Here is a 25,695-nt window from a genome sequence, read left to right on the forward strand (position 1 = left end):
AGGTGTAGAATAGGATCTTTCGAAAGGAGCTTAAACCATGTCCACATTCAAACGTATTCACCTGATCGTCATGGACTCGGTCGGTATCGGCGAAGCGCCGGATGCCGCGGAGTTCGACGATTTCGGAGTCGACACATTCGGCCATATCGCCCGCGAAATGGGCGGCCTGAACATGCCGAACATGGCCAAGCTTGGCCTGTCCAACATCGAGGAAGTGCAAGGGGTAGCCAAATCGGACCGCCCTCTCGCCTACCACACCAAAATGCAGGAAGCTTCCCGCGGCAAAGACACGATGACCGGCCATTGGGAAATCATGGGCCTGTATATCGATACGCCGTTCCGCGTATTCCCGGACGGCTTCCCCGACGAGCTGATCTCGCGGATCGAACAGAAAACGGGACGCAAAGTGATCGGCAACAAGCCGGCCAGCGGCACCGAGATTCTCGACGAACTGGGCGAAGAACATATGAAGACCGGCGCGCTGATCGTCTATACGTCGGCCGACTCCGTGCTTCAGGTCGCCGCGCACGAAGACATCGTTCCGCTCAAGGAACTGTACGAGATCTGCGAATTCTGCCGCGAGATCACGCTGGAAGATCCGTACATGCTCGGGCGCATCATCGCCCGTCCGTTCGTCGGCGAACCCGGCGCGTTCAAGCGCACATCCGGCCGGCATGACTACGCGCTCAAACCGTTCGGCCGCACGACGATGAACGAACTGCAAGACGGCGGCTTCGACGTGATCGCCCTCGGCAAGATCGCCGATATCTACGACGGCGAAGGCGTGACCAAATCCGTCCGCACCGTGTCCAACATGGACGGCATGGACAAGCTCGTCGAGGAAATGGGCAAGCCGTTCCACGGCCTCAGCTTCCTGAACCTCGTCGATTTCGACGCCCTGTTCGGCCATCGCCGCGATCCGCAGGGCTACGGCCAGGCGCTCGAAGAGTACGACGCCCGCCTGCCGGAAGTGTTCGCCAATATGACCGGCGACGACCTGCTGCTGATCACCGCCGACCACGGCAACGACCCGACGTACCGCGGCACCGACCATACGCGCGAATACGTCCCGCTGCTCGCCTACTCGCCGAGCTTCCAAAATGGCGGCACCAAGCTGCCCGTGCGCACCACTTTCGCCGATATCGCCGCCACCGTCGCCGAGAACTTCGGCGTCAAGATGCCGGAATACGGCACCAGCTTCCTCGGCGATTTGAAGTAAACGTACGCAGGTCTATCCCATTCGCAGCGTCCATCTATTGACAGCTTTCGAATCCCACATCCCCAAACCGGAGGTTTTCATCCCATGAGTGTTCATATCGAAGCCAAAGTCGGCGATATCGCCGAAACGATCCTGCTCCCCGGCGACCCGCTGAGAGCGAAATTTATCGCCGACACATATCTCGAAGACGTCGTCTGCTACAACCAGGTCCGCGGCATGCTCGGCTTCACCGGCACGTACAAAGGCCAGCGCATTTCCGTTCAGGGTTCCGGCATGGGCATCCCGTCGTTCGCGATCTACGCCAATGAGCTGATCAGCGAATACGGCGTGAAGAACCTGATCCGCGTCGGCACCTGCGGCGGCATGCAGGAAAGCGTACGCGTGCGCGACGTCATTCTGGCGCAGGCCGCCTGCACCGATTCCAGCATGAACCGCAACACGTTCCCGGGCTTCGACTTCGCTCCGATCGCAAGCTTCGGCCTGCTGAAGGAAGCGTACGAGCGCGCCGTGGCCAAAGGCCTGAACGTGCACGTCGGCAACATCCTCAGCTCCGACATCTTCTACCGCGACGACAAGACGGTCACGACCAAGCTGATGCAGCACGGCGTGCTCGGCGTCGAGATGGAGACGACAGCGCTGTACTCGCTGGCCGCGAAATTCGGCGTGAACGCCCTGACGATCCTGACCGTCAGCGACCACCTGCTGACCGGCGAAGAGACGACGTCGGCCGAGCGTCAATCGACGTTTGGCGACATGATGGAAGTGGCGCTGGAGACAGCCCTGACCCTGTAAAAACAATCGGTAACGGGTATCCTGCAATACGACACGTACCGTGCAATACGCATCGACCGGCCGGACTTCCGCACAGCGCGCAAGACGGCCGGATTCATTTAACGAAAGCGAGGCCTACACATATGAGAATGGTAGACTTGATCGAGAAAAAACGCGACGGCAAAGAATTGACGACGGAAGAAATCAACTTCATCATCGAAGGCTACACCAAGGGAGAAATTCCGGATTACCAGGTGAGCGCCTTCTCGATGGCCGTCTTTTTCAAAGACATGACGCAGCGCGAACGGGCCGACCTGACGATGGCGATGGTCAACTCCGGCGACACGATCGACCTGTCGGCGATCGAAGGCGTCAAAGTCGACAAGCACTCCACCGGCGGCGTCGGCGACACGACGACGCTCGTGCTCGCTCCGCTCGTCGCGGCGCTTGACGTGCCGGTCGCCAAAATGTCCGGACGCGGTCTCGGCCATACGGGCGGCACCGTCGACAAGCTGGAAGCGGTAGCCGGCTTCCACGTCGAGATCACGAACGAAGAGTTCGTGAAGCTCGTCAACGAGCACAAGATCGCCGTCATCGGCCAGAGCGGCAACCTGACGCCGGCCGACAAAAAGCTGTACGCCCTGCGCGACGTAACGGCGACGGTCGATTCGATCCCGATGATCGCAAGCTCGATCATGAGCAAGAAGATCGCGGCCGGCGCGGACGCGATCGTGCTCGACGTCAAGACCGGCGCGGGCGCGTTCATGAAGACGCTCGACGGCTCCAAAGACCTGGCGCGCGCCATGGTCGGCATCGGCAACAACGTCGGCCGCCGCACGATGGCCGTCATCTCCGACATGAGCCAACCGCTCGGCGCCGCGATCGGCAACGCGCTGGAAGTGCAGGAAGCGATCGACACGCTCAAAGGCCACGGCCCTAAAGACCTGGAAGACCTGTGCCTGGCGCTCGGCAGCCAGATGGTCTTCCTCGCGGGCAAAGCCTCCTCGCTTGAAGACGCGGAGAACAAGCTGCGCGAAGTGATCGCGAACGGCAAAGCGCTCGACAAGTTCCGCGATTTCCTCGCGAACCAGGGCGGCGACGCTTCGGTCGTCGACCATCCGGAACGCCTGCCGCAGGCCGCTTACAAGATCGAAGTACCGGCTCCGCGCAGCGGCGTCGTATCCGAGATCGTCGCCGACGAAATCGGCGTAGCCGCCATGTGGCTCGGCGCGGGCCGCGCGACCAAAGAATCGGAGATCGACCTCGCGGTCGGCCTGATGCTCAACAAAAAGGTCGGCGAAGCCGTGCAGGAAGGCGAATCGCTCGTGACCATTCACGCGAACAGCGAAGACGTCGCTAACGTGAAGGCCAAAATCCTCGCGGCGATCTCGATCGCGGACAGCGCCGAAGCACCGACGCTGATCTACGGCACGATTATCGAATAATTCCGAATTCCCGGGCTTCGCAGCCTCGGTATCGAAGCCCGGCGATCATACGCCACAACCAAAAAGCCGCTTTCGTCCCTTCGGGGATCGGAAGCGGCTTTTTTCGGAGCTGCCGCGAAGATCGGCAGCTCCGAATTTGGAAAACAAACCGGGACGCGTTAAAATACGAAAGAAAGCATACAAGCGAAACAAGGAGGCTTCCCGATGTCCGATTCCGAGGAATACCGCTTTCAGGTCAATCTGAGCGGAATGATCGACATTTTATCGAACCACCTCTACAGCAGTCCCCGCGTCTTCCTGCGCGAACTGCTGCAAAACGCGACCGACGCCATTACGGCGCGCCTGGATTCGGAGCCGGGACACCGGGGCGAAGTATTCGTCGAACTGGCCGGTTCCGGCGAAAATTCGACGCTGCTGCTTCAAGATAACGGCGTCGGCCTGACCGAAGACGATGTGCATGAATTTCTCGCGATGATCGGCCATTCGTCGAAGCGCGGCGGCGCCGAACTGCTGGGCGAGACGTCGTTTATCGGCCGCTTCGGGATCGGCCTGCTGTCGTGCTTCATGGTCAGCGACGAGATCGTCATGCTGACCCAATCGGCCTCGGGCGGCCCGTCGATCGAATGGCGCGGAAGACCGGACGGCACGTATACGCTGCGCAAGCTCGAATCGTCGCTGACGCCCGGCACCAAAGTATATTTGCGCGCCAAGCCGGAGACCGATCTCTTTTTCGAAGCCGGGACCGTGGAACTCGATCTGCTCCATTACGGCGCTCTGCTGCCGTATCCGATCCGCCTGGCCGAAGGCGGCCGGGAACGCCGGATCAATCCGGAACCGCCGGCCTGGATCTTCAGCCCGAACCTGGCCGACGTCCATCGCGACGAAGTGCTCCGCTTCGGCGAAGAACGGCTCGGCGAACGCTTCCGCGACTTTATCCCGCTGCGGACAGCGAACGGGCGCACAGGCGGTATCGCCTACGTGCTGCCGCATGCCGTCAACCTGAACGCCAAACGTTCGCACAAAGTCTATTTGAAGCGCATGCTGATCTCGGAACAGGCGGACAATATTTTGCCGGAGTGGGCTTTTTTCGTCAAATGCCTGATCTGGACCGACGAGCTGCAGCCGACCGCTTCGCGCGAACACTTCTACGAGAACGAACAGCTTGAACGGGTACGCGGCGAACTCGGCGAATCGATCCGCTCCGAACTGATCGGCATGGGCGCCTCGGATCAGCAGCGGCTGCGCCGCATCCTCGAACTGCACGCGCTCTCGATGAAAAGCCTGGCCGTGGAAGACGACGAATTTTACCGCATGATCTACCGCTGGCTGCCGTTCGAAAGTACATACGGCCACAAGACGCTCGGCGAGCTGCTCGACGAACGCCGGACACTGTATTACACCGCTTCGCTCGACCATTACCGCCAGCTGCGCCACGTCGCTTCCGCGCAGTCGCTGCTCGTCGTGAACGGCGGCTACATCTATGAAGCGGAGCTGCTTCAGTCGCTGCCCCGCATCGTAAGCGGAGCCGATACGCGCAGGCTGCTGCCGGAAGACGTCTCGCTCGCTTTTACCGACTTGAACGCGGAAGAACGGTCGGCGACGCTGCAGGCCGCCCGCGCGGCCGACCTCTCGCTTCAGCGTTTCCGCTGCCGGGTGCTGCTCAAGCGGTTCAAGCCGACAGAACTGCCTGCCCTGTTCACGCTGCCGGAAGAAGCCGCGACGCTGCGCTCGATCGAACGCGCCGGCGAAGAAAGCCCGCAGGCGTTCGCTTCGGTGCTCGGCAGCCTCGGCGGTTCCATGCAGGGCAGCGCGCAGTCGATCCTGTACCTGAATCTGAATAATCCGGTCGTGGACAAACTGTTCGCCGGCCCGCCGAACGCGAAGCTGCCTACGCTGGTCGAGATGCTGTACGCCAACGCGCTGATGATGGGCCATTATCCGATGAGCCGCCAGGAATTGGCTCTGCTCAACGCGGGCATCCTGTCGCTGATCGATTGGAGCATGGAATCGGAACAAGGAGGAGAATAACGTGGAAGACTTCATGATGGAATTCGAAGATTTGATAGAACAGGCGTACGATCTGCCCAACGGAGCGGCCAAGATCGCCCTGCTGGAACGGGCTGCGGAAATCGCCGATCTGGCCGGAGACGCCGAAGCCGGGTACGAAGCGCGCGAAGCCATCGTGGAAGCGGCGAGCTTCGGCGGCTTCCCGATGAAAGCGATCGTCGCCTATTCCTGGATGCTCGGCCAATACGACCGCAATCCGGACGCGTTCGACGCGCATACGCTGCACTGGAGCTACAAATGGGTCATCGACGACGTGCCGTCGTTCCCCGACGTCCCGGCCGAGCAGATCGAATCGCTGCTGCAGGATTTGCGCCGCCGCTATCAGGCTTACGGCGCCGGCGAGCGCACGTATTGGTATTACAACTTCCGATTGGCGATGTACATGGGCGATCTGGGCAAAGCCGGCGAATCGCTCGGAGAATTCGGCAAGCTCAAAAAAGACGAAATGAGCGACTGTTCCGCCTGCGAGCTGGACGAACAGGTCCGCTACCTGCTGCTCACCGGGCAGGACGAAGCCGCCGTACGCAAAGCGAAGCCGATCGTCGACGGCCGCGAGAGCTGCGCGCATGTGCCGCACGCGACGCTTCCGTTTCTGCTGCTGCCGCTGCATCGCCTGGGACGAACCGAAGAAGCCGAAGCCATGCAGCCCAAGAGCTACAGGCTGATCCGCGACAACCTGCAATTCACGCACGAATTCGGCGAGCATCTCGGCTACCTGTCGATTGTCGATCCGCAGCGCGGACTGCCTCTGCTGGAACGCCATCTGCCGCAGGTGGAGACGCACGAAGATCCGCTGAACCGGATGATGTTCGGACTTAACGCCGCCGCGCTGCTGAGCAAGCTGATCCGCACCGGCGAACCTTTCGTGCTCAATCTGCCTCCGTCTTCGCGCTTCTACGAGCTGGCGGACCGGCCGGACGAACTGCGCGCCAATCTTGAGAGCGAAGCGTTCGGGACGGCCGCCGCGCTCGACCGGCGCAACGGCAATGCCTACTACACGGAGTACGGTCGTAACCTGCTGAAGGAGAGAGGCTAAGCGCCCCTCTCCTTTTTTTGGCGTTATTGACGTTATTGGCGTTATTTGAATTCGAGCGCCAAAATATCGCCCCGTTCTTCCAGCAGCGGCATCAGTTGATCGGCGGTCATGCCTTTGGGCAGGCGCACGACCATCTCCAGCGTCAGCTGCCTTTTCTCTTCGTCTTTGCCGCCCGACTTGAAATCGATCAGCGTCAGCCCGCGTTCTTCGATCAGCTGCCGGAAACGTTCGGACGCACCGGGCTCCTGCCGGACCGTCACGATCAGCCGGTGCGTCGAAGCGACCAGTTTGCCTTTGAAATTGCCGTGCATCATGATCTGGGTCAGGTAGATCAGCAGCGTGGCGACGATGCCCAGAATGTACAAGCCCGCGCCCATCGCCATGCCTACGCCCGCCGTTGCCCACATCCCGGCAGCCGTTGTCAGTCCGTTGATCGTATATTTGCGCATGAAGATCATCCCGGCTCCGAGAAAACCGATACCGCTGACGATCTCGGACGCGACTTTGGTCGGATCGATCTGTACGCCGTCCCGCCCTTCCAGATCCATGAATCCGTATTTGGAAATGACCATGATCAGCGCGGCGCCTACCGCGACGATGAAATGGGTCCGCGTCCCGGCTTCTTTGCGCCTGCTTTTGCGTTCGTACCCGATCAACGCTCCGCATACGCCGGCGATCAGAACGCGCAGCAGATGCTCCAGCTCCATCGGCAGATCGATCACGTCGAAATATCCCATATTTTTTGCTCCTTTCCCATTCGCGTTAACAAACGGTGTACGCGACTTGAATGCCTGCTCTTTTTTTACCCCGAGTTTACACAAACGCTCTTCCTTTTTGACAAACGCTGCAACCTTCTTCCGCAGACCGCCGTCTGGAGGACATAACAGGCAGCGAGAGGAGCATCTGATGATGAAAAAGAAACCCGCACCGAAATGGATATCGATCGGAGCCGCTTCGGCGATTCTATTGGCGGCTGTGTCGGGCGGATCGGCCTACGCGGCGGCGCCGTTCGGCGACCTGAACCGGGTGCCGGAAGCGTCCAAGATCCGCGCGCTGCAGCAGGCCGGTCTCGTGCACGGCTCGGCGGACGGCCAGTTCCGGCCGCAGGGCACGCTGACCAACGCCCAGGCGATCCGGCTCGTCGTAGACACGTTCGACCTGGACCTCGGCGGGCTGCAGTTCGTCCGCAAACCGGAAGCGTCCGATTATTTCTCCAAAGCCGACGATCAAGCCTGGTACGCCGAAGCGCTCGTCATCGCGTCGTACAACGACCTCGATTTGCCCAAAGACCTCGATCCGAACGCCGCGGCGACCCGCGCTTCGTTCGTTTCCCTGCTTATTCGGGCCGGCCAGAACGAAAGCGCCCTGCCGGTATTCAAGCTGATTCCGGTACGGATCACGGACGAAGCGTCCATTCCGGACGGCAGCAGCGGAACGATGCAGGAAGCGCTCGCGTTCGGCCTGCTGGAGCTGGACGACCAAGGAAACATTCGCCCGAACGAGCAGCTGACGCGGGCCGCGGCCGCGGATATTCTGTACCGCGCGGCCGTGTTGGCGAATGTGATCGCAGAGCAGTAAAGCGGCCTACCCATACAGGAGCGGCACGTTCGGCAAGATAGACAGGTTCTGCAAGCTCGGCAGGATCGGCAGGATCGGCAGCCAAAAAGCGTCTCCCCGCGGGGAGACGCTTTTTATTCGGAATGGATCTACGCATGAGAAGACGCGGACGCCTCCTGTTCGTTTTTACGCCGCAGCGGCTGCGCCGACTTCGGGCCGTAGGTGCCGAGCCGCCACAGGAATTCGAACGGCCCCATCGTGAAGAAACGCATCCACAGCCTACTGCCTGCCGCCTGCACGATCAAAATGGCGATCGCGACCGCGCACAGTACAGGCAGCGTAATATGTTCCCTCCAGCCGAACGCGGCGGACAACGACACCACGATTGCCGTTTGCAGCAAATAATTCGTCAGCGCCATGCGGCCCATAGCCGCAAGCGGGGCAAGCTTGCGGCGCACAGCCGCGAAATCGCACAGCCGCATAAGGGCCGTGACGTAAAAGACGCTGAGCGGCAGGCCGCCGAGCGCGCTTGCCGTATCGTACAGACCGGTCTGATCCATGACGAGCTGCTGGAGCCTGGCGGCCGGATAGATCAGCAGCAGCGAAACGATCAGCGTCACCGACAATCCTTTCACATGCCGGCCCGGTTCGAACAAGCCGATCCGGCCGGCCCAATACCCGAGCAGGAACATGCCGTACGTGAGGATGATCGAGCCCATATAGAGGCCAAGTCCCGTAACGACAAGGCCGGCTGCAAGCAGCAGCCACGACTTGGCCCGGCGAAACGGAAGCAGCAAAAATCCGAGGATGGCGTAATACACCAACACTTCGCCGGGCTGGAACAGATGGTGAATGAGGCCGATCAGCAGCAAAATTAGCAGCCGGCGCACAAACAACGGTCCTACGCGCAGTCCTTTTCGCTGCGCGCTCTGCATAAACAAATAAAACCCGGTCCCGAACAAAAACGAAAAAATGACGAAAAACCGGTGGCTGATGCCATATTCCAACGTATTGAACAACAACCGGTCCGTCCAGCTTGCGTCGATGTCGGTATTCGGATACAGCATCTGCTGCATATTGACGAACAGGATGCCCAGCAGGGCGAATCCCCTGACGATGTCGATCGATTCCAGTCTTTTCATAAATGTCCCTCTGCTGTATGCGGATCTTGCCGGTCCGCTTATTCTCCTGACCAGCCTACCGCTCCAAGCCGCGAGCCGCCAGCGATGTTCCTTACGCCCGGCTTACAGCGGAAGTAAGGCGGCGTTCGGCTCTATCGGATCGGAGAGCGGCACGTCGGCAATAGCGGAGGCGAAAAAGAAGCGGAGTTCCTCCGCTTCCGAGATGCGTAATCCAAACGCAAAAAAAGAAGCGGGAATTCCCGCTTCTTCGTCCGCTTACGCGCGCTTAGTTATCGTCGTCGTTGTCATCATCGTTGTCATTGTCGTCGTAACGATCGTCGTCATTGTCGTCGTTATCGATATCGCTCCACAGCACTTTGCCCGTGTTGGCGTCGATTTGGACGTCGGCGCTGCCCGTCGCGGTGCGGATGTCGATCTCGTAGACGTAACGGCCGTCGTCGCGATCAAGGTCGTTGTCGGTTACGGTGCCGCTGCCGACATGCTTAACGGCGATTGCCGAAGCCTGGGCGGCCGTATATTTCACCGCGGCTGCCGCATTTTGCCCGGCGGCCGATCCGACGCGGTCATCGTCGTCGTTACGGTCGTCGTCGCGGTCATCATCGCGATCATCGTCGTTGTTGTCCGTGAGATCGTCGTCTTTGACGACTTTGAGCACGGCCCCGGTGTACGCGTCCACCCAGACGTCCACGTCGCCGCGTTGGCGGTCGATGTCGACTTCGTAATACGCTTTGCCGCCGCGTTTTTTCAGTTCGATATCGTCGACTTTGCCTTTTTGCGCTTTAAGAGCGATCGCTTTGGCCTGGGTTTTCGAGATCATCTTTTTGGAAGTCGACGAGATATTGACCGTTTCCGCCTGCGTGGACCCGGCTGCGCCGCCTGTCGTACCCGCTCCGTTCGCGAATGCCGCCGTTCCTCCGAGTGTCAATGCAGCCGCTACCGCTCCGATCATCACTTTACGTTTTACCATGTTAATCTCCTCCTCTTTCTTCTGTGTGGGTTGTGGTTCGGTTATAACTTGCAGGGCGTCTGTTCTTCCCTGCCGCATAATTAGATTAACCCCCACGTCTGAGAATGCGGGGAGAGCTTCATTAGAATTCCATGAGAAAAAAAGAAGGCCGTTCACAGGAAGTTATCCCATGAACGGCCCGTGCCCGGGACGGCGGACGAACGGCTCTACGTATCGTCGTCCGCGTCGTCATCTCCGTCTCCGTCTTCGTCGTCCGTACTGCCCGGCGCATTCGTCGAGCCCGGCGGAGACGGCTGCGAAGCTTCTTCCTCGTCTTCGTCCCATGTGATCGTCTGCATCGCGCCGGATACCGCGTTGATCTGCACTTCGGCTTTGCGGCCGTTTTTCAATTCGACGTCGACGAGGTAATATGCCTGTCCGTCTTCTTCGCTGCGCAGTTCGGCGTCGCTCTCCTCGACGGCGCCGACTTCGACGCCAAGCGCCGCCGCGGCCGCGGCTCTCGCCTGGCGTTCGCTCAGCAGCCGGGCATTCGTGCCGCCGGACGCCGCGCCGCCGCCCGGATTCCCGGGCGTTCCCGGTTCGGGAGAGCCGCCGTTTGCAGGCGGATTCCCGCCTTCGGTTCCGCCCGGCCCGGCCGGGGACGGAACCGAAGGCGCAGTGCCGGCGTCCCCGCCGTTTGCGCCGCCGCTATCGCCGCCGGCGACCGGAGCGTCACCGGGCAGCACCGTGTCCTGCAGCGTCTCTCCGGTGTACGCGTCGATCCGCAGCCTGCGCCGCTCTCCCGAAGCTGCGGCCAGATCGGCCACGTAGAGACGTTCTTCGCCTCCGTCGGCGTTCTCAAGTTCCAAACGCTCGACCCGCACCCCCGCCTGCTGCTCCAGCCGGGTCTTGATCTGGTCCCGGCTTACGATTTCGCGCGGCGGAGCGGTCGTCGCTTCCAGCCGGCGAATAGATTCTACCCGTCCGTCTTCCACATACAGCTTCACTGTGTACAGCCCGGTATCGGTTCTCAGCGTCATCTCGTACAGATCGCCGCTGCGGCTCGCGGACTCGATCTGGCCCGTGTACAGCTTCAGCAGCTTGCTCTGCGCCTGCGCCTGGGTCAAAGACGGCTCCGCGGAACTCCAAGGGCTCCACAGCAGCAGCCCGGCAGCGCCTGCCGCGGCCAATGCCGTCGCCGCCATCCCCGCCGTTCTTCGTCTCATTTGACTTCGCCTCCTTCGCCGGAATCCGCCCCGTCGGGCCGGGACGTCCGCCGGCCGTTCTCCGGCTCGTCTTCGCTCCGCGCCCGTCGGCCGCGCGCCGGCAGCTTGTCGCGCAGCCCCCGTTCGCCGGCGCCTGCACCTGCACCGGCGCCGGGAAACTGCAAGGTGACGGTCGTGCCCGTCCCTTCTTCGCTTCGGATCCCGATGCGAATATCGAGCGCCTGCGCCAGATCCTGCGCCAGCGACAAGCCGAGTCCCGAACCGCCCGCGCCCGTGCTGCGGGTACGGGAAGAATCGACGCGGTAGAAGCGGTCGAACACTTTGGGCAGTTCTTCGGCGGAGATGCCGATCCCCCGGTCGATGACTTTCAGTTCGGCCGGCTGTCCGCCTCCGCCGCTCGCTTCGAGCGTGATCCGGTCTTCGCTGTATTTGCGCGCGTTATCCAGCAGGATGAACAGCAGCTGCCGGACTTTGGCCGGATCGGTCCGCACGAACACCGGCTCGGGCGCCCGCACTTCGATATCCCGCCCGTAAGCCCGCACGAACGCGCGCGCGGAGTCCTGCGCCGATTCCGCCAGATCGGCGTCGGTGAATTCCAGGCTGTCCGCTTCGGGACTTCGGGCCAGATGGAGCAGCCGTTCCGTCAGCTCGCGCATCCTGACCGATTCCGACAAAATGGCGTCGACCGCTTCGTCGAACACTTCGGGACGCTCTTTGCCCCGGCGCTTGAGCAGGCTGGCATAGCTCTCGATAATGGTGAGCGGCGTCTTGAGCTCATGGGAAGCGTCGGAGACGAACCGCTCCTGACGGGCGAAGTTGCCTTCCAGCAGCCCGATCATCTCGTTGAACGTCCGGCCCATCTCCGCCAGTTCGTCGCCCGGCTGCTGACCGGTCTCGATCTGCTGGAAACGGCCGCTTCGCCGAATATCGCCCATCGTGCCGGTCAGGACGGCAATCGGTTTGACGATCCGGTTCGCCAGCACCGTGCTGGCCAGTATGGCCGGAATAAGCGCCAGCAGCGCCACGATGACGAGCACGGTCTTCAGCACGTTGAACCGGTCTTCGATATCGGCGATGCTGCGGCTGATCTGCACGCTCAGCACTTCGCCGTCGGACCAGATGACCGGCACGGAGACGCGGATATAGCCTTCTCCGCCGCTGCGCAGCCGCTCGGCGGCGTGCGCGGCCGTGTACGCGTACGGTTCGCTGCTGAGCCGCTCGCTCAGCTGCGTGTCTTCGCTGGCCGTCACGGGACGGGCCAGGCTGGTGCCGTCGGGCTCGACGACGCGCAGCATCCCGTCGGCTGGCGCGTACGCGCGCAGCAGGTCGTCCGGCGCGGTCCGCGAAGCCGATTCGCTGATCCGCTCGGCGGTCAGTTCGGCTTCCATCTCGAACCGGTGACTCTCCGCGTCCAGCGACATTTTCTCGAACAGCAGATAGATCGAGATGCAGGCCGCCGCCAGCAGCGCCGCGAACAGGACCGACGAATACAAATAAATTTTGCTTTTCAGCTTCATGGAGCTTCCTTGAGCACGTAGCCGACGCCCCGAACGGTATAGATCAGTTCGGGCAGGCCGTCTTCGTCGATTTTTTTGCGCACGTAGCGGATATAGACGTCCACCACGTTCGTGTCGCCGGCATAATCATAGCCCCACACTTCGCGGATGATCTGCTCCCGGCTCAGCACCTGGCGCTGGTTGCGCAGCAGGAAGACGAGCAGGTCGAACTCGCGCGGCGTCAGGTCGATCCGGCGTTCGCCGCGGTACACTTCCCGCGTCTGTTCGTTCAATCTGAGGCTGCCCGCGCTCAGGCCGTCTTCGCGCAGCAGTGCTTCTTCTTCCCGCCCATTGCCCGCCGCCGCCCGTGCGCGCAGCGCCGAACGGATCCGCGCGAGCAGTTCTTCGATCTGGAACGGCTTGGTGACGTAGTCGCTTGCGCCGAGATCGAGTCCCGACACTTTGTCTTCCACGGAGTCTTTGGCGGTCAGCAAAATGACGGGTGTCAGCGAGTCGGTCGCGCGAATGCGACGCAGTACTTCGATGCCGCTGAATCCGGGCAGCATGACGTCCAGCAAAATCAGGTCCCAGTCCTGCTCCCTGTATTTGTCCAGTCCTTCCGCACCCGATCCGGCCCGCCCGGTCCGGTATCCTTCGTAGCCCAGCTCCAGTTCGAGCAGCCGCGCGATTTTCTCTTCGTCTTCAATGATCAGTATCGTTCCGGTCACAGCCGGTCCTCCTTTGTCCGTCGCTTCTTCGCCCGCCGATCTCCGAGATCGGACGGGCCTTCCGCTTCGGCGTTCGTTCAATAGTGGGATCACGCGCGTGTAACGTTCAAGGTTCGCCGCCCGCCGCTTGTCGCCGGGACGTCTTGTTCCATATTCTAAGCGAAACCGGTCGACTCCGCCAGAAAGAAGCGGGAACGCCTGTTGGAGATTGCGGGGAAGGCTTGACCGGTTGCGTCCGGAATTTGACGGAAAATCGTAGGTCTTTGGTTGCATTTTCTCAAAAAATACTGTCGAACAGTTTACATGGGGTGTTATCTTTTTCTATACTTAACGGATATTCAGATATTTCTATCATTCGTCTAGATCAGGGGGGATTCTTACATGCAGCAAAAAATTAGAATCGGTATCGCCGGTTACGGCAATCTCGGCCGCGGCGTACGCAGCGCGATTGCGCAAAATCCGGACATGGAGCTTGTGGCCGTATTCAGCCGGCGCGATCCCAAGTCGCTGGAGCAGCGCGGAGAATCGCTCCGTTTCGTACATATGTCGGACGTTGAACGCTATAAGGAAGAGATCGACGTCATGATTCTCTGCGGCGGGTCCGCCACGGACCTGCCGGAGCAGACGCCGCAGCTTGCGGCGCTGTTCCACACGGTGGACAGTTTCGATACACACGCCAAAATCCCCGAGTTCTACGATCGGGTCCATACGGCGGCGCTGCTGGGCGGCAAGCTCAGCGTCATCTCGACCGGCTGGGACCCGGGCTTGTTCTCGATGAACCGCCTGCTGGCGCAGTCGATTTTGCCGGAAGGCAAAGAATACACGTTCTGGGGCAGCGGCGTCAGCCAGGGACACTCCGACGCGATCCGGCGCGTGCCGGGCGTACGCGCGGGCGTACAGTACACCGTGCCGGTCCAGGCCGCGATCGACGCGATCCGCTCGGGCGAGACGCCGGAGTTCGAAACGCGCGAGAAGCATGCGCGCAACTGCTACGTCGTCGCGGAAGACGGCGCGGACGAGAACGCCATTCGCGAAGCGATCGTCTCCATGCCGAACTATTTTGCCGACTATGACACAAGCGTCACGTTCATTACGCAGGAAGAGCTGGAGCGCGAACATTCCGGCATGCCGCACGGCGGCTTCGTTATCCGCAGCGGAGTGACCGGAGCGGGCAGCAAGCAGCGTATCGAATTCGGGCTGGAACTGGAGAGCAACCCGGAATTCACCGCCAGCGTCCTTGTCGCCTATGCCCGCGCCGCCGTCCGTCTGGCCGCCGAAGGCCAGAGCGGCGCCCGTACCGTCTTCGACATTCCGCTCGGCCACCTGTCCCCGAAATCGGCTGCAGAACTGCGAAGAGAATTGTTATAGTCCAATTCACTTTGCAGAACTGCGAAGAGAATTGTTGTAATCCAATTCACTTTGCAGAACTGCGAAGAGAATTGTTATAGTCCGATTCACCTCCGCCGACAAACGGCCCGGCGGCCGTTTGTCGGCGTTCTTTTCAACCTGTGCCTTTATCCGATTAACGCTTGTCCCCGGTATCCCGAAAAAGCCCGACCCATTACGCAAAAGGAGCGTGTACCCATGATCGAAACCTATAGCGAGACCGCCCATACCGAAGCGAAGGCTTATGTCGAACACGTTTTTGATACCGTCGTCAAGCGCAACCCGCACGAAGAGGAATTCCATCAGGCCGTGCGCGAAATTTTCGATTCCCTCGTGCCCGTATTTGCCAAGCATCCCCGCTACCGCGAACACGGCCTGCTGGAACGCTTGTCCGAACCGGAGCGGCTGATCGCTTTCCGCGTGCCGTGGGTAGACGATTCCGGACGCGTGCAGGTCAACCGCGGCTTCCGTGTCCAGTTCAACAGCGCGATCGGCCCGTACAAAGGCGGCCTGCGCTTCCATCCGTCGGTCAACGCGAGCATTATCAAGTTTCTCGGATTCGAGCAGGTGCTCAAAAATTCGCTGACCGGCCAACCGATCGGCGGCGGCAAAGGCGGTTCCGACTTCGATCCAAAAGGCAAATCGGATCTGGAAGTCATGCGTTTCACGCAGAGCTTCATGACCGAGCTGTACCGCCATATCGGCCCGGATACCGACGTGCCGGCCGGGGATATCGGTGTCGGCGCGCGCGAAATCGGCTATATGTACGGCCAGTACAAACGGATTCGCGGCGCAAGCGAAGCGGGCGTGCTGACGGGCAAAAACCCGCTGTACGGCGGCAGTCTGGCCCGCACCGAAGCGACCGGCTACGGCTGCGTCTACTTCGTGCAGGAGATGCTAGCCAGCGCCGGCCTCGGCTTCGCGGGCAGCCGCGTCGTCGTGTCCGGTTCGGGCAACGTGTCCATCTACGCGATCGAAAAAGCGCAGTCGCTCGGCGCGACGGTCATCGCGTGCAGCGACTCCTCCGGCTATATCCATGATCCCGACGGACTGGACCTGGCGGCGATCAAACGGATCAAGGAAGCGGGACGCGGGCGCATCTCCGAATACGTCGCGGCCCATCCGCATGCCGTATATACGGAAGGCTGCGAAGGCATCTGGAGCCTTGCCTGCGATATCGCGCTGCCGTGCGCCACGCAAAACGAAATCGATGTCGAAGCGGCGGAGCGCTTGATCGAAGGCGGCGTCAAAGCGGTCGGCGAAGGCGCCAACATGCCGTCGACGCTCGGCGCGATCGAACGTTTCCTGCAGGCCGGCGTCCTGTTCGGCCCCGCCAAAGCGGCAAATGCCGGCGGCGTGGCGGTATCGGCGCTGGAAATGGCGCAGAACAGCGCGCGCGTCTCGTGGACGTTCGAAGAAGTCGATACGCAGCTGCACCGGATCATGGAACGGATTCACGCCGACTGTATGCGGGCGGCCGAAGAATACGGCTACCCGGGCAATCTTGTCGTCGGCGCCAATATCGCCGGCTTCCTCAAAGTGGCCGACGCGATGATCGCGCAGGGCGTCGTCTAAAAAGCCGCACGGCAGGCGGATTTGGACCGCTCTACAGCGTGTCGGAAGCCCCGCTCTGCCGGCAAAAAGATTAAAGCGGCTCTCCAAGGCGGAGAGCCGCTTTTCCCTGTGCTTCGATAGCGGAGCCGATGACGCCCGGTTCCGCTTTTCAAACTTATCTTCTCGCCGCCGGGCCTGCCCATTCGGCTTCTGCGCCCGGCGGTCTTGGAGACGGATTGCGCTTCAGATCCGCATCGTGTCGGGCCGGAATGCCTTGATCGCCGAGCGGATTCGCTTGGCGTCCCAATTCTCTTCGGCCGCGCGGGAGCAGAGCGCCGGGAATTCCTTGTCGCCGGCGTTGCGCAGCGCGATCACCTGCGCGAGGCTCAGCCGGCGGTCGATCTCGCGTCCGGTCAGGCGGTAATACCGGAAGCCTTCCTCGACCCGGACGATCCGGTCCTGCGTTTTGGTGGCATAGACGCGGATACGGCTCGCCGCGAAGATCAGGCAGACTCCGGTCACGACGAGGATCCATGCGGGCAGCGTCGCTCCGCCTTCGCCGGACACGCGTGTCAGATTTACAATTGAAGCGATCAAGACGGCAAGCGCAAGCGGCAGGGTCACGAAATGATAAGGCCAATCGAAGCGCACGCTGAATTTTTTGGGCTGTTCCATCTTTTTCCCTCTTTTCTCCAGGCTTTCCGGCCGGGCTGCATGCCCGGCCGCTAAGTTCTATTACACGCCCGGCACGATTCGCAACCATGCGAGCCCTATACCGGCTGTGCCTAGCCCGGAGCCTGCCCTGCAATCGCTGCGCGCGTTCAGCGATTCGCCGGCTGATCGGGGAAAGCGGCTCCCCGCCGATATTGGTTCGGCGAGACGCCGATCACCTTTTTGAACGAGGTGCTGAAGTAATGCTGGCTGTCGTAACCGCTGCGCTGCGCAATCTCGCAGATCGACAGTTCGGTCGCGTTCAGCAGCTCGATCGATTTGCGGATACGCGTATGGGTGAGCAGCGCCACGAACGAATCGCCGAGTTCTTTTTTCAAAATGCGGCTCAGATAGACGGGCGACACCTGAAGCGCGCGGGCAGCCGATTCCAGCGTCAGCTCCGGATCTCCGTAGCAGTCGCCCAGATATTCCCGCGCGCGGCGCACGAGCGGCGACAGCTGGGCGTCTTTGTACACGGCGTCCCGGCACTGCCGGTAGGCGTCGGGGACGCTTGACGCGCCGCCCCGCAGCGGCTGCGCATGCGCGTTGACGGCGATTTTGAGAAATCGCCGGACGCTGCGCTCGATCGACGCCGCCAGGTCGTCTTCGGCCGCATCCCACAGAAACAGCAGCAGCAGGCCCGCCGAGTCCCGCACAAGCAGGTTCCGGCGGTCTCCGGCCAGCTCGGACGCGATATTCTCGATCGCGAACGCGTACAGCTGCCGGTCGCTTTCGCGCAGCATCGACTGCGCCGATTCCCGCTCGGCCCAGCGGACGACGCACAGCTGCGCGGGGCTTGCCGAAGGCAGCTCCAGGAAAGCGAGCCGTTCTTCGATCTCTTCCTCGCCGAGCCGCCCTTCCGCCCATTCCTGGCCGAACCGGGCTTTGAGCAGCGGAATATTCCGGCGAATCTGTTCGGAAGCCAGCTTCAAATAACCGGCCTGCTTCGCCTGGTTGTCGAGACTTTCCTTGACCCGCCGCAAAATGCCCTGCAGCAGGTCGGGATTGACGGGCTTGAGCATATAATCCTCGACGCCGAGCCGGATGCCTTCGCGGGCGTAATCGAATTCGTCGTGCCCGGTAATGATCACGAACCGGCAGTCCGGCAGCTGCTCGCGCAGCCGGCGCATCAGCGCGATGCCGTTCAGGAACGGCATGTTCATGTCGACCAGCACGAGATGCACGTTCAGGCGCAGCGCAAGCTCAAGCGCTTCTTCCCCGTCTTCCGCTTCGCCGGCCACTTCCATGCCGAGCTGCGCCCAATCCACCGCTTCGCGCAGCCCTTCGCGGATAATCGGCTCGTCGTCCGCGATCAGCACCCGATATTTCGATTCTTTCATCCTGTCTCCTCCTCGTCGCTTTGGATCGGGGGCGGCTCCAGCAGCAGCGGATGCACGACCGTCACGGTCGTGCCTTCGCCCGCCGAGCTTCCGATCCGGATGCCGTACCGCTCGCCGAACGCGAGCTTCAGCCGGGCCTGCACGTTCAGCATGCCGTAACTGCGGCCGCTGCGCTCGCGTTCCGACGCCTGCCGCTCCAGCGCTTCCAGCGGATGCTCCAACTTCGCCCGCAGCTCCGCGAGCCGCTGCGGCTCCATGCCCGCTCCGTCGTCCGTCACTTCCAGGTGCAGCGCGCCGGACTCGGCCGCGATCCGGATACGGATCCGGCCCGGCCCCCGGCGCGCTTTGATACCGTGGTAAATCGCGTTCTCCACGAGCGGCTGAAGCAGCAGCTTCAGGACGAACCATTCGTCCGCGCGGGGATCGGCTTCGATCTCGACCGACAGCCGGCCGGCGTACCGGGTCTGCTGGATCAGCAAATAACTGCGGATATGCTCGATCTCGTCCGTCAGCGGAATAACGTCGCCGCCTTTGCTCAGTCCGATCCGGAACAGCTTGGACAGCGACTCGACCATCTCGGACACTTCGCCGGCGTTTTTTTTGCGTGCCATCCAGTGGATCGTGTCCAGCGTGTTATACAGAAAATGCGGCTTGATATTGTCCTGCAGACTGCGCAGTTCCGCTTCTCTCTTCTGCCGTTCCTTGCGCTCGACGAGTCCGATCTGCTGCCGCAGCCGGATCAGCATATGGTCGAAGCTGCGGCCCAGCATACCGACTTCGTCGCCGCGCTGCCCGCTGTACGGCGGGACAGACAGATCGCCGGATTCGGCTCTGCGCATGGACGCCATCAGCGCGCGGATCGGATCGGAGATCGAAGCCGACAGCCGCAGCGCGGCGGTCAGACCGAGCAGGCAGACGAGGAACAGGAAGCACATGACGTAGAAATGGATCTGGCTCACTTCGTAGACCGATTCCCGCTTCAGGAATACGCCTACCGTGCGCCAGCCCGTAAACGAAGATTCGGCATAGATCAGCTGCAGCTCCCGGCCGTCCACCGTTTGCGTGACCGCGCCGGTCTCTCCGCCTTCGAACCACGAAGACGGCAGCCGGTCCACGTAAGGATCGCCGGGGGCGTAGACGTCTTTGCCGTTTCGGTCGACCACGGTCAAATAACCGGTTCGGCCAAGCTTGACGTCCCGCGCCGCTTTGGACACGGTCCACAGCTTCAGATCGATCAGCACCGCGCCGATCGCCTGCTCCGTGTCGGGATCGACGACCGCGCGCACGACCGTCACGACTTCGTCGTCGCGGTAATTGACGTGCGAAGTGAGATTCCGCCCGACCGGCTGCCCCATCACCTGGAACAGCCCTTCGCTGTCCACCGCCTGCTTGTACCAGCCTTCTTCGGTCAGGTTCTTCGGCGTGCGGGCGTACAATTCGTTGCTGACGTACGCGCCATCCCGGCCGACGATCAGCAGTCCCGCGATTTCCGGGTAGAGCGTCGTATAGCGCTGCAAATACTGCTTAAGCCGGTACGTCTGCGTATCGGACACGGCACCTTCCTGCATAAACGACCGCACCTGTTCGTCGAAGCCGATCAGATACGTCATGTTTTGCAAATTTTCCATATCGTTGTCCAGCGTCTGGTTCACTTTGCCGATCAGCTGAAGCGTATGGTCGACGGCCTGCGTCTCCAGCACCCGGCTGACGGTCCAGTTCACGAGGTAGCCGAGGCCGATCGACGGCAGCAGGCTGATCAGCAGAAACAGGATCATGAGCTGGTAGCGCAGGCGCAGATCCTGCAGACGCGGCGGCTGCAGGCGGCTGATCCTCTGCGCGAGAACGGACTTGGACGATCTGCGGCGTTCACTGGGCATAATAATCGTCCACGTTATCCGACGTCACGATCGAAATGCCGGTATTCACTTCGACCGGCAGCGGCGATACGTCCCCGGCGGAAGCCGGCGAAGGAATCGTCAAATCATGATGCAGATGGAACAGGTACTGGAGCGACCAGTAGCCCATGTTCCACGTGCCCTGCGCGATCGTCGCCGAGATGCTGCCTTCGCGGATCATGTCGAGCGTGTCTTTGTCGGTATCGAACGCGATGACCCGCAGCGGCCGCTTGCGCTCTAGCTCGGCGGCGGCCTGCCCGGCGCCTTTGCCTCCGGCCGCTTCGGTCACGAATACGCCGGCCAGATCCGGATGCTTGCGCAGCAGCTCCTCGGTAAGTTCGCGCGCTTCCATCGCATCGCCCCTGTCGTCTTCGACCGCGACCACCTTCATGCCGGGGTACGACCGTTCGATCGTCTCGCGAAATCCGCGCGTGCGTTCCACATGGTTCTGCTGGGAAGGAACGGTGATGACCGCCACTTCGCCCTGCCCGCCGACCAGCTCGGCCATCCGGTCCGCCGCCGCCCTGCCCGCCGCGTAATTGTCCGTGCCGAGAAACGAATACGCGGCGCTCCCCGGCGCCCCGGAATCGAACAGCACGACGGGAATGCCGGCGTCCACCGCTTTGTCGATCGCTTCGGTGAGCGAATTCGGATCAAGCGCCGAGATCGCGATACCCGCGGGCTTTTTGGCGATGATCTGCTCCAGCACGGTGATCTGCTCCCGGGCATCGTACTGCGTGGCGCCCCGGTATTCGATCGACACGTTCAGCGCTTCGGCCGCGTCTTCGAATCCTTTGAGACAGCTTTTCCAATATTCCATGCCCGACAAAAAAGTGACCATGACGTAATTTTCGCCGAGCTCGCCCCGCAGTTCGTCCGGACGGAACGAACGCTCGTCGATTTTGTTCATGTAGAGATGCTGCGCGGCATAAGCCAGAAAAGCCGCGATCAGCAGCGCATATAGCAGAGCCGTTTTTTTCACGGGCCGCCGTCCTCCTTCTTCTGTGCATCGGCGCATGCGGCCTGTGCCGCTGTCCGTTTAGGCTAAGTGTATCCAAATCCCGGAGCGAAAAAAAGGGTCTTCCGAGCATAAACGCCAAAGCGCGGCGAAGCCGTATCCGCGCCTGCGGCAAAGCCGCGGGGCGGATACGGCTGGACGGCCGGGTCATGTGATCGCGCCGAAGATCCGGGCGTTACGCGACTCTTTTGTTTTTGTTGTAAATGTCGAACGCGACCGCAAGCAGCAGCACCAGACCTTTGATCCCCTGCTGCCAGTCGATGCCGAGCCCGATCAGCGACATGCCGTTATTGAGCACGCCCATGACGAGACCGCCGATGATCGCGCCGAACACCGTGCCGATGCCGCCCGCGGCCGAAGCGCCTCCGATGAAGCAGGCCGCGATCGCGTCCAGCTCGAAGTTGGTGCCGGCTCTCGGCGTCGCCGCGTCCAGACGGGCCGCGAAGATCAGGCCGCTGACCGCTGCCAATACGCCCATGTTGACGAATACCCAAAACGTTACTTTTTTGGTCTTGACGCCTGACAGGCCGGCCGCTTTCTCGTTACCGCCGAGCGCGTAGATATGGCGGCCCATGACCGTCTTGCTCATCATGAACGAGTAGGCGAGCACGAGCACGAACAGCAGCACGAGAATGTTCGGGATACCCGCGTAGCTGGCCAGCATGAAGGTGAACGCGTTGATCACGATCGCGATGACCGCAAGCTTGAGCACGAACAGCCCGTTCGACGAGACTTCAAACTTGTACCGGGCCTGCTCGCGGCGTCCGCGCAGCTCGTTCAGGATGAACAGCACCGTGAAGACGATACCGGCGAGGATCGCGACCAGGTTCGTCGCCGTATCGGCCAGGTTCGGCACGAAGCCGGAACTGATCTTCGTGAATCCGTCCGGGAACGGGGAGATCGACTGGCCTTCCAGCACGATCATGGTCAAGCCGCGGAACAGCAGCATCCCGGCCAGCGTCACGATAAAGGCGGGGATTTTGACGTAGGCGACCCAGAATCCCTGCCAGGCGCCGATCAGCGCTCCGGCTGCCAGCGACGCGATGACCGCGATCCAGGCCGGCAGTCCCCAGTCCACCATCATGATCGCCGACAGGGCGCCGACGAAAGCGGCCACCGAGCCGACGGACAAATCGATATGCCCGGTGATGATAACGAGCACCATGCCGATCGCGAGCACGAGAATGTAGCTGTTTTGCAAAATCAGATTGGTGATGTTGATCGGCTTGACGAGCAGGCCTCCCGTCAAAGCCGTAAACAGAATCATGATGACGACCAGGGCAATGATCATGCCGTACTGCCGGACGTTGTTTTTAAACAGTTTGGTGATCGCTTCCACGCTTAACGCCTCCTGTATGGGTCATATATTTCATCAGCGTCTCCTGCGACGCGTTCTCGCGGCTCACTTCACCGGTAATCCGGCCGGCATTCATGACGTAGATCCGGTCGCTGAGCCCGATCACTTCCGGCAGTTCCGACGAGATGACGAGCACCGCTTTGCCCTGCGCGGCCAACTGCTGGATAATCGTATAGATTTCGTATTTGGCGCCGACGTCGATCCCTCTTGTCGGTTCGTCCAAAATGAGAATGTCCGGTCCGGCGAAGATCCATTTGCCGAGCACGACTTTCTGCTGGTTGCCGCCGCTCAAATTGCCCGTTTTTTGCAGGATGCTCGGCGTTTTGATATTCATCCGCTTGCGCATGTCTTCGGCCACCAGCACCTCTTCCTGCTCGTTGACGACGGCCCGCTTCGTCAGCTTGCCGAGACCCGTCAGCGAGATATTGCGCTTGATATCGTCCATCAGGATCAACCCGTACTCTTTGCGGTCTTCGGTGACGTAGGCAAATCCGTTGCGGATCGCCTGGCTGACCGAATCGTTGCGGATCTCCTGCCCGTCCTTGATCAGCTGCCCGGTAATGCCGCGTCCGTACGCTTTGCCGAAAATGCTCATCGCAAGTTCGGTCCGCCCCGCGCCCATCAGTCCGGCGATACCGACGATTTCTCCGCGATGCAGCGTCAGGTTGATATCGTCCAGCGCTTTGCGGTCCGGGTGATGTTCGTGGTAGACCGTCCAGCCGCGGACTTCGAGCGCCACTTCGCCGATATCCGGCTTGCGTTCGGGATACCGCTGCGTCATGTCCCGGCCGACCATGCCGCTGATGATCCGGTCTTCCGTCACCGCTCCTTCGCGGACGTCCATCGTCTCGATCGTATGGCCGTCGCGCAAAATGGTAATCGAGTCCGAGACCCGGGTCACCTCGTTCAGTTTGTGCGAGATCAGGATGCAGGTCATGCCTTCGCGCTTGAATTCCAGCATCAGCCGCATCAGGTTCTCGCTGTCGTGTTCGTTGAGCGCCGCGGTCGGTTCGTCCAGAATGAGCAGTTTGACCTTTTTGGACAGCGCTTTGGCGATCTCGACCAACTGCTGCTTGCCGACGCCGATATTGCCGACGAGCGTGTGCGGATTTTCGTTCAGTCCGACTTTCCGGAGCAGCTCGACCGTGCGCACCGTCGTCTCGTTCCAGTCGATGATCCCTTTTTTGGAACGTTCGTTGCCGAGAAAAATATTTTCCGCGATCGACAGGTACGGAATGAGCGCCAGCTCCTGGTGGATGATCACGATCCCTTTTTCTTCGCTCTGCTTGATGTCCCGGAATTCGCACGTCTGGCCTTCGAACAAAATATCGCCTTCGTAGCTGCCGTGCGGATAGACGCCGCTAAGCACCTTCATCAGCGTCGATTTGCCCGCGCCGTTCTCGCCGCACAGCGAATGGATCTCGCCCGGGCGCACCCGGACGTTTACGTCGTCCAGCGCTTTGACGCCGGGGAACGCTTTGACGATACCGCGCATTTCCAAAAGATATTCCGACATGGCCGAACCCTCCTTTCTGCTATTTGAGGCCGATTTCGTCTTTCGTATAATAATCCTGTTCCACGATTTCCTGTTCCACGTTGTTTTTGTCGACCGAGACCGGATCGAGCAGATACGCCGGCACGACTTTGACGCCGTTGTCGTACGATTCGGTATCGTTCACTTCCGCTTCTTCGCCCTTGAGCACGCTTTCCACCATGTTTACGGTCTGCTGCGCCAGCTTCCGGGTGTCTTTGAACACGGTCTGCGTCTGTTCGCCGGCTACGATCGATTTGATCGAAGCGAGCTCGGCGTCCTGTCCGGTAATGACCGGCAGCGGATTGGACGAAGAGCCGTATCCGATCCCTTTGAGCGAAGACAGGATGCCGATGCTGATGCCGTCGTACGGCGAGAGCACCGCGTCCAGATGGGCGTCGGAGTAATACGCGCTGAGCAGATTGTCCATCCGCGACTGGGCCAGCGAACCGTCCCAGCGCAGCGTGGCGATCTGGGCCATCGTCGTCTGCTTGCTGCGCACGACGAGCTTGCCCGAGTCGATGTACGGCTGCAGGATCGACATCGCGCCGTCATAGAAAAAGTAGGCGTTGTTGTCGTCCGGAGAGCCGGCGAACAGCTCGATATTGAACGGCCCTTTGCCTTCCTTGAGGCCGAGCGCCTGCTCGATGTAAGACGCCTGCAGCACGCCGACCTTGAAGTTGTCGAACGTGGAATAGTAGCTGATATGGGGCGTGTTGCGGATCAGCCGGTCGTAGGCGATGACGCGGATGCCGCGATCATGCGCTTTGCCGATCACGTCCGTCAGCGTATTGCCGTCGACCGCCGCGATGACGATAACGTCCACGCCCTTCGTGATCATGTTCTCGATCTGCGCGATCTGGTTCTCGACTACGTCTTCCGCGTACTGCAGATCGGTCTTGTAGCCCTGCCGCTCGAACAGCTCCCGCATATTGCTGCCGTCGGCTACCCAGCGCTCCGACGATTTGGTCGGCATGGACAGACCGATATACCCTTTCTCCGCGCTTCCTGCGCTGCTTTCCGCCAAATTGCAGCCGCCGAGGACTACCGTCAGCATCAGCGCGAGCAGAAGTGCCGTTATTCTTCTCATCACCGAATTCCCTCCCGCATTCCGTTATAGATAGCGCTTCCAATTTGTCGGCGCCGTCTTTTCGTTTACGTGTTTTAGCATAGCACCGCCCGGGAAGAGGGTCTTTATACGAAACCGAACGTTTTTTATAAAAATTTAACTTTTGTCGCTGCAAACAAAAAAAGACGTTCCGCCAAAGCG

General features: G+C 61.0%; 21 protein-coding genes. 8 read left to right on the forward strand and 13 right to left on the reverse strand.

Annotated elements, in window-relative coordinates:
- The first annotated feature begins 37 nt into the window (after window positions 1–37).
- The 5 genes from deoB (at window position 38) to FFV09_RS04280 (ending at window position 6,538) form a co-directional block, all read left to right on the forward strand.
- Window positions 38–1,219, forward strand: coding sequence for a phosphopentomutase (gene deoB / locus FFV09_RS04260; RefSeq protein WP_141446524.1), 1,182 nt, complete (start codon window positions 38–40; stop codon window positions 1,217–1,219).
- 84 nt (window positions 1,220–1,303) lie between these two features.
- Entirely contained in the window at window positions 1,304–2,011 is a 708-nt protein-coding gene (deoD, locus tag FFV09_RS04265) for a purine-nucleoside phosphorylase (protein WP_141446525.1), read from the forward strand.
- A gap of 122 nt (window positions 2,012–2,133) precedes the next feature.
- Window positions 2,134–3,435 carry a pyrimidine-nucleoside phosphorylase gene (locus FFV09_RS04270; RefSeq protein WP_141446526.1) on the forward strand — a complete coding sequence of 434 codons (1,302 nt, stop codon included), beginning with the start codon at window positions 2,134–2,136 and terminating at the stop codon, window positions 3,433–3,435.
- A 204-nt stretch (window positions 3,436–3,639) separates the two neighbouring features.
- Window positions 3,640–5,463: an HSP90 family protein gene (locus FFV09_RS04275; protein ID WP_141446527.1), complete on the forward strand. Its 1,824-nt coding sequence runs from the start codon at window positions 3,640–3,642 to the stop codon at window positions 5,461–5,463.
- A 1-nt stretch (window position 5,464) separates the two neighbouring features.
- Window positions 5,465–6,538 (forward strand): hypothetical protein, encoded by a 1,074-nt coding sequence (locus FFV09_RS04280; RefSeq protein ID WP_141446528.1) that lies wholly within the window; start codon window positions 5,465–5,467, stop codon window positions 6,536–6,538.
- A 41-nt stretch (window positions 6,539–6,579) separates the two neighbouring features.
- Here the strand turns inward: FFV09_RS04280 and FFV09_RS04285 are convergent, their stop codons facing one another.
- On the reverse strand, window positions 6,580–7,275 hold the full coding sequence (locus FFV09_RS04285) for an MgtC/SapB family protein (protein WP_141446529.1): 696 nt from the start codon (window positions 7,273–7,275) through the stop codon (window positions 6,580–6,582).
- A gap of 172 nt (window positions 7,276–7,447) precedes the next feature.
- On the opposite strand from FFV09_RS04285, the gene FFV09_RS04290 reads away from it, so the two are divergent.
- Window positions 7,448–8,116, forward strand: coding sequence for an S-layer homology domain-containing protein (locus tag FFV09_RS04290; RefSeq protein WP_170314933.1), 669 nt, complete (start codon window positions 7,448–7,450; stop codon window positions 8,114–8,116).
- Between the two features lie 128 nt (window positions 8,117–8,244).
- Here FFV09_RS04290 and FFV09_RS04295 read toward each other — a convergent pair whose 3' ends face one another.
- The 5 genes from FFV09_RS04295 to FFV09_RS04315 form a co-directional block, all read right to left on the reverse strand.
- A complete protein-coding gene (locus tag FFV09_RS04295) occupies window positions 8,245–9,237 on the reverse strand; it encodes a DUF418 domain-containing protein (protein ID WP_141446531.1) in 993 nt (330 codons plus the stop codon).
- A gap of 265 nt (window positions 9,238–9,502) precedes the next feature.
- A complete protein-coding gene (locus tag FFV09_RS04300) occupies window positions 9,503–10,204 on the reverse strand; it encodes a PepSY domain-containing protein (protein ID WP_170314934.1) in 702 nt (233 codons plus the stop codon).
- A gap of 206 nt (window positions 10,205–10,410) precedes the next feature.
- Window positions 10,411–11,409, reverse strand: a complete 999-nt coding sequence (locus FFV09_RS04305) for a PepSY domain-containing protein (protein ID WP_141446533.1) — start codon at window positions 11,407–11,409, stop codon at window positions 10,411–10,413.
- The gene (locus tag FFV09_RS04310; RefSeq protein ID WP_141446534.1) at window positions 11,406–12,926 is read right to left on the reverse strand and encodes a sensor histidine kinase; all 1,521 of its coding nucleotides are present in this window, start codon (window positions 12,924–12,926) and stop codon (window positions 11,406–11,408) included. Before FFV09_RS04310 ends, FFV09_RS04305 begins: the two co-directional genes overlap by 4 nt.
- A complete protein-coding gene (locus FFV09_RS04315) occupies window positions 12,923–13,633 on the reverse strand; it encodes a response regulator transcription factor (protein ID WP_141446535.1) in 711 nt (236 codons plus the stop codon). Before FFV09_RS04315 ends, FFV09_RS04310 begins: the two co-directional genes overlap by 4 nt.
- Before the next feature lie 381 nt (window positions 13,634–14,014).
- On the opposite strand from FFV09_RS04315, the gene FFV09_RS04320 reads away from it, so the two are divergent.
- Both FFV09_RS04320 and gdhA read left to right on the forward strand, forming a co-directional pair.
- Window positions 14,015–15,001, forward strand: a complete 987-nt coding sequence (locus FFV09_RS04320; RefSeq protein ID WP_141446536.1) for a diaminopimelate dehydrogenase — start codon at window positions 14,015–14,017, stop codon at window positions 14,999–15,001.
- A 216-nt stretch (window positions 15,002–15,217) separates the two neighbouring features.
- The gene (gdhA, locus tag FFV09_RS04325) at window positions 15,218–16,594 is read left to right on the forward strand and encodes an NADP-specific glutamate dehydrogenase (protein WP_141446537.1); all 1,377 of its coding nucleotides are present in this window, start codon (window positions 15,218–15,220) and stop codon (window positions 16,592–16,594) included.
- 222 nt (window positions 16,595–16,816) lie between these two features.
- Here the strand turns inward: gdhA and FFV09_RS04330 are convergent, their stop codons facing one another.
- The 7 genes from FFV09_RS04330 to chvE all read right to left on the reverse strand — a co-directional run bounded on the left by FFV09_RS04330 (window position 16,817) and on the right by chvE (window position 25,515).
- The gene (locus FFV09_RS04330; protein ID WP_141446538.1) at window positions 16,817–17,248 is read right to left on the reverse strand and encodes a DUF6526 family protein; all 432 of its coding nucleotides are present in this window, start codon (window positions 17,246–17,248) and stop codon (window positions 16,817–16,819) included.
- 146 nt (window positions 17,249–17,394) lie between these two features.
- Window positions 17,395–18,624 (reverse strand): response regulator, encoded by a 1,230-nt coding sequence (locus tag FFV09_RS04335; protein ID WP_141446539.1) that lies wholly within the window; start codon window positions 18,622–18,624, stop codon window positions 17,395–17,397.
- A complete protein-coding gene (locus FFV09_RS04340) occupies window positions 18,621–20,399 on the reverse strand; it encodes a cache domain-containing sensor histidine kinase (protein WP_425472303.1) in 1,779 nt (592 codons plus the stop codon). Before FFV09_RS04340 ends, FFV09_RS04335 begins: the two co-directional genes overlap by 4 nt.
- A 91-nt stretch (window positions 20,400–20,490) precedes the next feature.
- Window positions 20,491–21,501: a substrate-binding domain-containing protein gene (locus FFV09_RS04345; protein WP_141446541.1), complete on the reverse strand. Its 1,011-nt coding sequence runs from the start codon at window positions 21,499–21,501 to the stop codon at window positions 20,491–20,493.
- A 211-nt stretch (window positions 21,502–21,712) separates the two neighbouring features.
- The gene (mmsB, locus tag FFV09_RS04350) at window positions 21,713–22,876 is read right to left on the reverse strand and encodes a multiple monosaccharide ABC transporter permease (protein ID WP_141446542.1); all 1,164 of its coding nucleotides are present in this window, start codon (window positions 22,874–22,876) and stop codon (window positions 21,713–21,715) included.
- Complete coding sequence (mmsA, locus tag FFV09_RS04355) at window positions 22,851–24,410, reverse strand: multiple monosaccharide ABC transporter ATP-binding protein (RefSeq protein ID WP_141446543.1); 1,560 nt, start codon at window positions 24,408–24,410, stop codon at window positions 22,851–22,853. Before mmsA ends, mmsB begins: the two co-directional genes overlap by 26 nt.
- A gap of 19 nt (window positions 24,411–24,429) precedes the next feature.
- A complete protein-coding gene (gene chvE / locus FFV09_RS04360) occupies window positions 24,430–25,515 on the reverse strand; it encodes a multiple monosaccharide ABC transporter substrate-binding protein (protein WP_141450325.1) in 1,086 nt (361 codons plus the stop codon).
- Window positions 25,516–25,695: the final 180 nt, after the last annotated feature.

The organism is Saccharibacillus brassicae (assembly GCF_006542275.1).
GTDB classification, from domain to species: Bacteria; Bacillota; Bacilli; order Paenibacillales; family Paenibacillaceae; genus Saccharibacillus; species Saccharibacillus brassicae.

Bases quoted from the DNA above. Each gene is read 5' to 3' on its own strand.
- deoB (WP_141446524.1), top strand. From the start codon at position 38: ATGTCCACATTCAAACGTATTCACCTGATCGTCATGGACTCGGTCGGT.
- deoD (WP_141446525.1), top strand. From the start codon at position 1,304: ATGAGTGTTCATATCGAAGCCAAAGTCGGCGATATCGCCGAAACGATC.
- FFV09_RS04270 (WP_141446526.1), top strand. From the start codon at position 2,134: ATGAGAATGGTAGACTTGATCGAGAAAAAACGCGACGGCAAAGAATTG.
- FFV09_RS04275 (WP_141446527.1), top strand. From the start codon at position 3,640: ATGTCCGATTCCGAGGAATACCGCTTTCAGGTCAATCTGAGCGGAATG.
- FFV09_RS04285 (WP_141446529.1), bottom strand. From the start codon at position 7,275: ATGGGATATTTCGACGTGATCGATCTGCCGATGGAGCTGGAGCATCTG.
- FFV09_RS04290 (WP_170314933.1), top strand. From the start codon at position 7,448: ATGAAAAAGAAACCCGCACCGAAATGGATATCGATCGGAGCCGCTTCG.
- FFV09_RS04295 (WP_141446531.1), bottom strand. From the start codon at position 9,237: ATGAAAAGACTGGAATCGATCGACATCGTCAGGGGATTCGCCCTGCTG.
- FFV09_RS04300 (WP_170314934.1), bottom strand. From the start codon at position 10,204: ATGGTAAAACGTAAAGTGATGATCGGAGCGGTAGCGGCTGCATTGACA.
- FFV09_RS04305 (WP_141446533.1), bottom strand. From the start codon at position 11,409: ATGAGACGAAGAACGGCGGGGATGGCGGCGACGGCATTGGCCGCGGCA.
- FFV09_RS04310 (WP_141446534.1), bottom strand. From the start codon at position 12,926: ATGAAGCTGAAAAGCAAAATTTATTTGTATTCGTCGGTCCTGTTCGCG.
- FFV09_RS04320 (WP_141446536.1), top strand. From the start codon at position 14,015: ATGCAGCAAAAAATTAGAATCGGTATCGCCGGTTACGGCAATCTCGGC.
- gdhA (WP_141446537.1), top strand. From the start codon at position 15,218: ATGATCGAAACCTATAGCGAGACCGCCCATACCGAAGCGAAGGCTTAT.
- FFV09_RS04330 (WP_141446538.1), bottom strand. From the start codon at position 17,248: ATGGAACAGCCCAAAAAATTCAGCGTGCGCTTCGATTGGCCTTATCAT.
- FFV09_RS04335 (WP_141446539.1), bottom strand. From the start codon at position 18,624: ATGAAAGAATCGAAATATCGGGTGCTGATCGCGGACGACGAGCCGATT.
- FFV09_RS04340 (WP_425472303.1), bottom strand. From the start codon at position 20,399: ATGATCCTGTTTCTGCTGATCAGCCTGCTGCCGTCGATCGGCCTCGGC.
- mmsA (WP_141446543.1), bottom strand. From the start codon at position 24,410: ATGTCGGAATATCTTTTGGAAATGCGCGGTATCGTCAAAGCGTTCCCC.
- chvE (WP_141450325.1), bottom strand. From the start codon at position 25,515: ATGAGAAGAATAACGGCACTTCTGCTCGCGCTGATGCTGACGGTAGTC.